Annotated in this window: 5 protein-coding genes; all 5 read left to right on the top strand. The window is 54.5% G+C overall.

Going from position 1 to position 7,614, the window contains the following annotated elements:
• On the top strand, window positions 1-1,195 hold a 1,195-nt coding region (locus OXG87_05640), incomplete at its 5' end, for an HlyD family efflux transporter periplasmic adaptor subunit (protein ID MCY3869021.1).
• Between the two features lie 140 nt (window positions 1,196-1,335).
• Window positions 1,336-3,981, top strand: a complete 2,646-nt coding sequence (gene ppdK, locus OXG87_05635) for a pyruvate, phosphate dikinase (protein MCY3869020.1) — start codon at window positions 1,336-1,338, stop codon at window positions 3,979-3,981.
• Between the two features lie 180 nt (window positions 3,982-4,161).
• Complete coding sequence (locus OXG87_05630) at window positions 4,162-4,923, top strand: AAA family ATPase (protein MCY3869019.1); 762 nt, start codon at window positions 4,162-4,164, stop codon at window positions 4,921-4,923.
• A complete protein-coding gene (locus tag OXG87_05625; GenBank protein MCY3869018.1) occupies window positions 4,916-5,818 on the top strand; it encodes a ParB/RepB/Spo0J family partition protein in 903 nt (300 codons plus the stop codon). Before OXG87_05630 ends, OXG87_05625 begins: the two co-directional genes overlap by 8 nt.
• 21 nt (window positions 5,819-5,839) lie before the next feature.
• A complete protein-coding gene (locus OXG87_05620) occupies window positions 5,840-7,612 on the top strand; it encodes a redoxin domain-containing protein (protein ID MCY3869017.1) in 1,773 nt (590 codons plus the stop codon).
• Window positions 7,613-7,614 lie beyond the last annotated feature (2 nt).

Raw genomic sequence — 7,614 nt, 5'->3', positions numbered from 1 at the left:
TGTCAAGCACAAGGAAAAAAATAATCCCATGATGCGCCGTCGCCGAAAAGGCAGAATCGTCAAATGGCTACTCTGGGTCTTCGGTGTGATTGGGGCCATTGCACTCGCCCTTGCACTGATCCAGATTGACGATATTGTGATGGCTCAAGGCATTGTAGAACCAGGAGACAAAATATATATCAATTCGCCCATGAGCCAGGACATCCACGAAATCCTCGCAGAACCCGGCGACTCCGTCACAGCCGGTCAACCCGTCGCCCGACTCTACGACGGCAATTTGAGAGCGGCAGCGGCAACCGCCGAACAAGAAATCAAACGGGAAATCGCCAACCTCGAAGCCGCACAGGCGCGGCTTGCCCTGCTGCGCGCACAGCCAACCCCCGAAGAACTCAAAATAGCCGAATCGCGCGTTGAGCAAGCGCGCATTAACCTCACGGCTCGGCAACAGGACCTCAAACGCGCCCAGGCCCTTTATGAAGGCCAGCGGCTCTTCAGCCAGGAAGACTACGAACGCGCCAAAACCAATTACGACCTCGCTGAAGCCAGCTTAAAAGTCGAACTCGAAAATCTCAACCTGGTGAGACGCGGTCCCCTGCCCGCTGAAATTCAACAGGCCGAAGCTGCAGTGCGCCAAACCCAGGCATCTCTGGACAAGGCAAAACACAATCTCGAAGCCGCGCGCGAAGCCCTCGAACGCGCCACCTTGCGCGCGCCAGTCAGTGGCGTGGTAGCCCGCCAGGATCTCTATCCTGGCATGCAGGCCAGTCAGGGAGCCATTGTCATGATCATCGCGGGAGAAGGCGAAGGTACAGTTATCGGTGCCTGGATGCCCGAAACCAGTGCGTGGAAGGTGCGTCCCGGTCAACCCGTTGAAATATTGAGCAATCTATTTACTGACCGCGAGGGTTTTGTCGGTCATGGCGAAGTGTCAGAAGTCCACGGGTACGCCATCCACGAAGGCAATGTTCGCACCTTTGGCCTGGAAGTCGCCGTCAATCAAACCCCCATTGCCCTGAGCTTTGGATCTACCGCTGATTTGCGTATTTATGTGGGACGTCGCAGCATTCTGCAAACCATCCTCGGCTGGGAAAGCAACACCCAGTTCAATCAGGTAAAATCATTGATTGATTCAGTTCAAACCTTACAGCCCAACACCATCAATACCCAACAACCCGATACCATCAGTAGTCAGTAGTCAGCCCACCCACTACCCACCTTCCCTTCCCAATTCAAACAAAATCCTTGCTCGTTTTTTTGCCCTGTTATATTTTTTCCTGCCAAAATATCCCGGGAGCACACTGTCGTGCCCCGATTTGAACCCCTTTGGAGGACGCAATGGCGACAGCAAAACAAGAAGAAAAATACGTCTATTTCTTTGGCGATGGCAACGCCGAAGGCTCTGCAGAAATGCGCAACTTGCTCGGTGGCAAAGGCGCAAATCTCGCAGAAATGTCGGGCCTGGGTATTCCCGTGCCCGCTGGATTTACCATCACCACCGAGGTTTGCACGTATTATTACGATCACGACAAACAATATCCCGACGCACTTGAAAAACAGGTAATGGACAACGTTGCCAAACTCGAAACTGTTATGGGAGGCAAATTCGGCGATGCGACAAACCCATTGCTCCTTTCCGTGCGCTCGGGAGCGCGCGTCTCCATGCCCGGCATGATGGAAACCGTACTCAACCTCGGCCTCAACGATGAAATCACAGAAGGTCTTATTGCCAAGAGTAACAACCCGCGTTTTGGATGGGACTCTTATCGCCGCTTCATCCAGACCTATGGCGATGTGGTAATGGGCGTGACTCCCGAGGGCCTCGAAATAGACCCCTTTGAAGCCGCTATCGAAGAGGTCAAAGAAAAGCGCGGCATCGAAGACGACCTCGACATGACCGTAGAGGACCTCAAAACCCTCGTCGATATGTTCAAAGACATCGTCAAAACACGCACGGGACAAAATTTCCCCACCGACCCCATCGAGCAACTCTGGGGCGGTATTGGCGCGGTATTTGGCTCATGGCAGGCGGATCGCGCCATCACATATCGGCGTCTGGAAAATATCCCTGGAGACTGGGGAACAGCCGTCAACGTACAGTCCATGGTCTATGGCAACATGGGTGACGACTGCGCCACAGGCGTTGCATTTACGCGCGACCCCTCCACGGGTGAAAACACATTTTACGGCGAATTTCTCACCAACGCGCAGGGCGAAGACGTGGTTGCAGGCGTGCGCACGCCCGAACCCGTAGATCTCCTGGCGGGCAGACTTCCCGAAGCCTATCAAACACTCGAAGGCATCTATCAAACCCTCGAAAAGCACTATCGAGACATGCAGGACATCGAATTTACAGTGCAACAGAGCAAACTCTGGATGCTGCAAACCCGCAATGGCAAACGCACCGCCGCTGCCGCCGTCAAAATTGCCGTTGACATGGTCAACGAAGGACTGATCACCCGGAGCGAAGCCGTACAGCGCGTGGAACCAGAACAACTCGACCAGCTCCTGCACCCCACTTTCGATCCCTCAGTTGAACGCAGTGTGTTGGCTACGGGATTGCCCGCTTCACCGGGTGCTGCATCGGGAAAGGTCGTCTTTCTCGCCGAAGAAGCCGAAGAAGCCGCCGAACAGGGCGAACAGGTTCTGCTGGTGCGTCTTGAAACCTCGCCCGAAGATATCGGCGGCATGAACGCCGCACAGGGCATTCTCACCGCACGCGGGGGCATGACCTCACACGCCGCTGTGGTTGCCCGCGGTATGGGCAAATGCTGTGTGGCCGGTTGTGGTGATCTGGCCATCGACTACACAGCGAATCAATTCTCCGTTGGCGATACAGTTGTCAAAGGCGGCGACTGGGTCTCCATTGACGGCTCTACGGGTGAAGTCATGCTCGGTCAGGTCCCCACACAGGAACCCGAACTCTCGGGCGATTTTGCCACCTTGATGGCCTGGGCTGACGAGATTCGCACGCTCAATGTGCGCACCAATGCGGACACACCACACGATTCGGCTGTTGCGCGCGACTTTGGCGCCGAAGGCATTGGCCTGTGTCGCACGGAACACATGTTCTTTGAAGGCGACCGCATCAATATCGTGCGCGAAATGATTCTCGCCGATGACGAACAGGGCCGCCGTCGCGCCCTCGAAAAGCTGTTGCCCATCCAGCGCGGCGACTTTGAAGGCATTTTCAATGCCATGGCAGGGCTGCCCGTAACCGTTCGCCTGCTCGATCCTCCCCTGCACGAGTTTCTCCCACACGAGAGCGACCAGCAAGAGGAAATGGCAAGGCGACTCGATACCTCATTGCGCGTAATTCAGGACAAGGTCGAATCCCTCAACGAATTTAATCCCATGCTCGGGCACCGCGGCTGCCGGCTGGGCATCACCTATCCAGAAATTTACGAAATGCAGGTGCGTGCCATCCTCGAAGCTGCCGCAAATGTGGGATCCAAAGCTGTTCCCGAAATCATGATCCCACTCGTGGGCGCGGTCAAAGAATTTACCGAACTCAAAATCATGACAGACCGCGTGGCTCGCGCAGTGGAAAGTGAAACCGGCAAGCGCGTCGCGTATCTCATCGGCACCATGATCGAAATTCCCCGCGCTGCCCTCACCGCTGCCGAAATTGCCGAACACGCAGAATTTTTCTCGTTTGGCACCAATGACCTCACGCAAATGACCTATGGTTACTCGCGCGATGACGCCGGCAAATTCCTGGGCGAATACGTCGAAAAGGGCATCCTCGAAAACGATCCCTTCCAGACCCTCGACCAGACCGGCGTGGGGCAACTCGTCGAACTCGGCACCAAAAACGGACGCGACGCCCGCGGCGATCTCAAAGTGGGCATCTGCGGCGAACACGGCGGCGATCCGTCCTCCGTGCACTTCTGCCACAACATCGGCATGGACTACGTATCCTGTTCGCCCTTCCGCGTACCCATCGCCCGTCTCGCAGCCGCCCACGCTGCACTGGAAGAGTAATCTCCTATTCTTGAATAGAGATTAACACACGAGCACCCGCTTCTTCAACTGAGAAGCGGGTGCTCGTTTTTTGTCCGCTATCCTGCCCCCACAAACGCCCGTGCTTGATTTTCTTTTTTTCTTACCCTATATTTCGAAGGCTTGAATATCTCTGTTATACTTGAATTTACGGGGTTTGAGATGTCTGCACGGGTCATTGCCATAGCCAATCAAAAAGGCGGCGTGGGCAAAACCACCACAGCCGTCAACTTATCTGCGTGTCTGGCTACTGCAGAAAAGAAAACCCTGCTGCTCGACATAGACCCGCAGGCCAACGCGTCCAGCGGATGTGGCATTGAGATAGATGAACAAACGCCCTGTGTGTACGAAGTACTCCTCGAAGACGTACCCTTAATGGAAGTCATCTATCAGAGCGATCTGCCCTTTCTCAGCATTGCGCCATCTCACATTCGTCTCACTGGTGCCGAAGTGGAAATGGTCTCCATCATTTCGCGCGAACAACGACTCAAAAATGCCCTCTCGCAAGCGCGAGAATCCCACGACTTTATCATCATCGACTGCCCCCCCTCACTGGGATTACTCACGCTCAACGCGCTGACAGCAGCCGACTCCGTGCTCATCCCCATACAATGCGAATACTACGCACTCGAGGGCCTGAGCAAATTGCTCAACACCCTGCGCCTCGTGCAGCAACACCTCAACCCTCGCCTCGCCATTGAAGGCGTACTGCTCACCATGTACGACGGACGTCTCAATTTAGCGCGCCAAGTTGCTGAAGAGACCAAATTGCATTTTGGCGACCGCGTCTATAATACAATTATCACTCGCAACGTCAAACTCGGCGAAGCACCCAGCTTTGGCAAACCCATCATCCTCTACGATATCATATCTACCGGCGCGCAAAACTATATGAACTTAGCCGGGGAGGTCATCAATGGCTAAACGCAATGCCCTCGGCAAAGGTTTGGGCGCCCTGATTCCCGGTGCCGATACAGCTCCTGCCGAAAAAATCACATCGGAAATTGCCCCTTCGCCCACGGGGCAGACCCAACGGCAAATCATCGAAATATCTATTGACGATATTGAACCTAACCCCCACCAGCCACGCACGGAATTTGATCCCAAAGCCGTGGGCGAACTGGCGCAATCAATCCGCGAAAAAGGCATCATACAGCCTGTTTCCGTGCGCCGCTTTGGCTCGGGCTATCAACTGATCGCAGGCGAACGTCGTTTTCGCGCCGCGCGTCAGGCCGAACTCACGGTCGTACCGGCGATTGTTATGGACGTGGGAACAGACCAGGAAATGATGGAACTCTCGCTGATTGAAAACATCCAGCGAGAAAATCTCAACCCCATTGAAGAAGCCAAAGCCTATCGCATGCTCATAGAGGAGTGTTTTCTCACACAGGAAGAAGTTGCCGAACACGTGGGCAAAAACCGCTCGACCATTGCCAACACCTTGCGCCTCCTCGCATTGGCACCCGAAGCACTCGACGCACTACAAGCCGGGCAGATATCTGCAGGTCACGCCCGCGCACTGCTTGGTCTTGACAACGCGGATCAACAAATTGCCTTATGCCAGCGGATTATTGCACAGGAATTATCGGTTCGCCGCACAGAAGCCCTCGTCAAAGCACTCAAAGAAGACACCGCACCAAAAAAAACCACGCCGCCCAAAGACCCCAACCTGCTATTTCTCGAAGAAGACCTCCAGCGTTATTTTGGCACAGCGGTCAACATCAGCCGCAGAGGCTCCAAAGGCAAAATCGAAATCGAATTTTACAGCAATGACGACCTCGAACGCGTGCTGGAATTGTTGCGAAGCAGAGAATTTTAACTCTTGTAAAGGTATCCCCGAATGAAACACCTATTGTACATCCTCTCCTGTCTCTTCATTGGCTGCTCTGCCATTCTCGAAACACCACAATCCGTAGATATTGTCGTGGATGATTTTGGCCTTTATGACCAGAACGGCGAATTCCACACACTCCACGAACACTCAGACGCATCTGCCATCGTCTTATTCATCCAAGGCAATGGTTGCCCGATTGTGCGCAATGCAGTGCATGACCTCAACGCAATACGCGATGAATACGCGCCCAAAGGCGTGCAATTTTTAATGCTCAATGCCAACTTACAAGACGACCGCGAAAGCGTACGCGAAGAAGCCGATGCCTTCTCCATCGGCTATCCCATCCTCATTGACGAAACACAACTCGTCGCCGAATCGCTCGACCTGCACCGCACGGCTGAAGCACTTGTCATCGATCCCAAAACGTGGCACATCCTCTACCGGGGTCCCATCGACGATCGCCTGAATTACGAAGCGCAAAAACCCAGTGCATCCAACCATTATCTCGCCGATGCACTCCTCGCCCATCTCAAAGGTGAAGAAATCGCCGTCAAAGCCGTCGCATCACCCGGCTGCCTGATTGCCCTGCCGGGCAAAGACCGCGCACGACACAAACAGATCTCTTATGCCAGAGAAATCGCGCCCATTCTGCAAAACAAATGCGTCACCTGTCACCAAACCGGCGGCATAGCCCCCTTTGACATGACCGATTACAAAGAAGTCGCGGGCTGGTCTCCAATGATGCGCGAAGTCGTGCGCACACGCCGCATGCCCCCCTGGCATGCAGACCCACACATAGGCACATTCAGCAACGACCTGTCTCTCACACGACAAGAAGAACAAACCCTCGTTCACTGGATCGAAGCCGGATCGCCCCGCGGTGAAGGCCCTGACCCCCTATCCGAAAACCCGACACAAGCCACAACCTGGGCTTACGGAGAGCCCGATCTGGTCATCGCATTGGAACGGCAGGAAATCCCCGCAACCGGCATTGTTGACTATCGCTATCTCAAAATTACAGTGCCCATAGACCGCGATGTGCGAGTGCGAGGCACCGAATTTCTGCCGGGAAATCGCGCGGCCATGCACCACGCACTGGCGCGCGTGATCTATCCCAAAGGGCACAAAATGAAAACCGTCAAAAAGAACCGCTGGTTAGACGGCATCTTTGCCTCTTATGTACCGGGCATGGACGGTGTCATGCTGCCCAAAGGCACGGCGCAACTACTCCCCAAAGGAAGCAGAATCCAGTTTCAAATCCACTACACGACCACTGGACGTCCCGAAGTGGATGAAAGCAAACTGGGGTTGTATTTCACCGACGCACAAAACCTGCTCGAACACCGCGTGGTCGGTCCCGCCAATCCGAAAATTAAAATTCCACCATATGCCAGTGCCCATCGCGATTCATCCGTAAAAATCTTCGAACAGGACGCAACGCTCTACACCCTCTTCCCCCACATGCACTTCCGGGGCGCGGGCTTCCGCTATGTTGCACATTATCCCGACGGAACCCGCGAGACCCTGCTCTCTGTGCCAAATTACACGTTCAACTGGCAGCGGTTCTACGCCCTCTCAACCCCTAAACACCTGCCCACAGGAACGCGCATAGTCAGCCATGCCGTCTTTGACAACTCGGCAAAAAACAAACTCAACCCCGACCCATCCGCAACGGTTCGCTGGGGTGAGCAAAGTTTTGACGAAATGCTAATTGGATACATGGGCATTGTCGATGGCAAGGTTGAACAAACCGCTCAACTTTCGGCACTGAAAGAGTAATC

Source organism: Gemmatimonadota bacterium, assembly GCA_026706845.1.
Taxonomy (GTDB): domain Bacteria; phylum Latescibacterota; class UBA2968; order UBA2968; family UBA2968; genus VXRD01.
Note: the sequence above shows the minus strand (reverse complement) of the source record. Positions and strands in the feature narration are given on the sequence as shown.

What these genes read in the sequence shown, in the direction of transcription:
- OXG87_05625 (MCY3869018.1), top strand. Translation starts at nt 4,916, where the DNA reads ATGGCTAAACGCAATGCCCTCGGCAAAGGTTTGGGCGCCCTGATTCCC.
- OXG87_05620 (MCY3869017.1), top strand. Translation starts at nt 5,840, where the DNA reads ATGAAACACCTATTGTACATCCTCTCCTGTCTCTTCATTGGCTGCTCT.
- OXG87_05630 (MCY3869019.1), top strand. Translation starts at nt 4,162, where the DNA reads ATGTCTGCACGGGTCATTGCCATAGCCAATCAAAAAGGCGGCGTGGGC.
- ppdK (MCY3869020.1), top strand. Translation starts at nt 1,336, where the DNA reads ATGGCGACAGCAAAACAAGAAGAAAAATACGTCTATTTCTTTGGCGAT.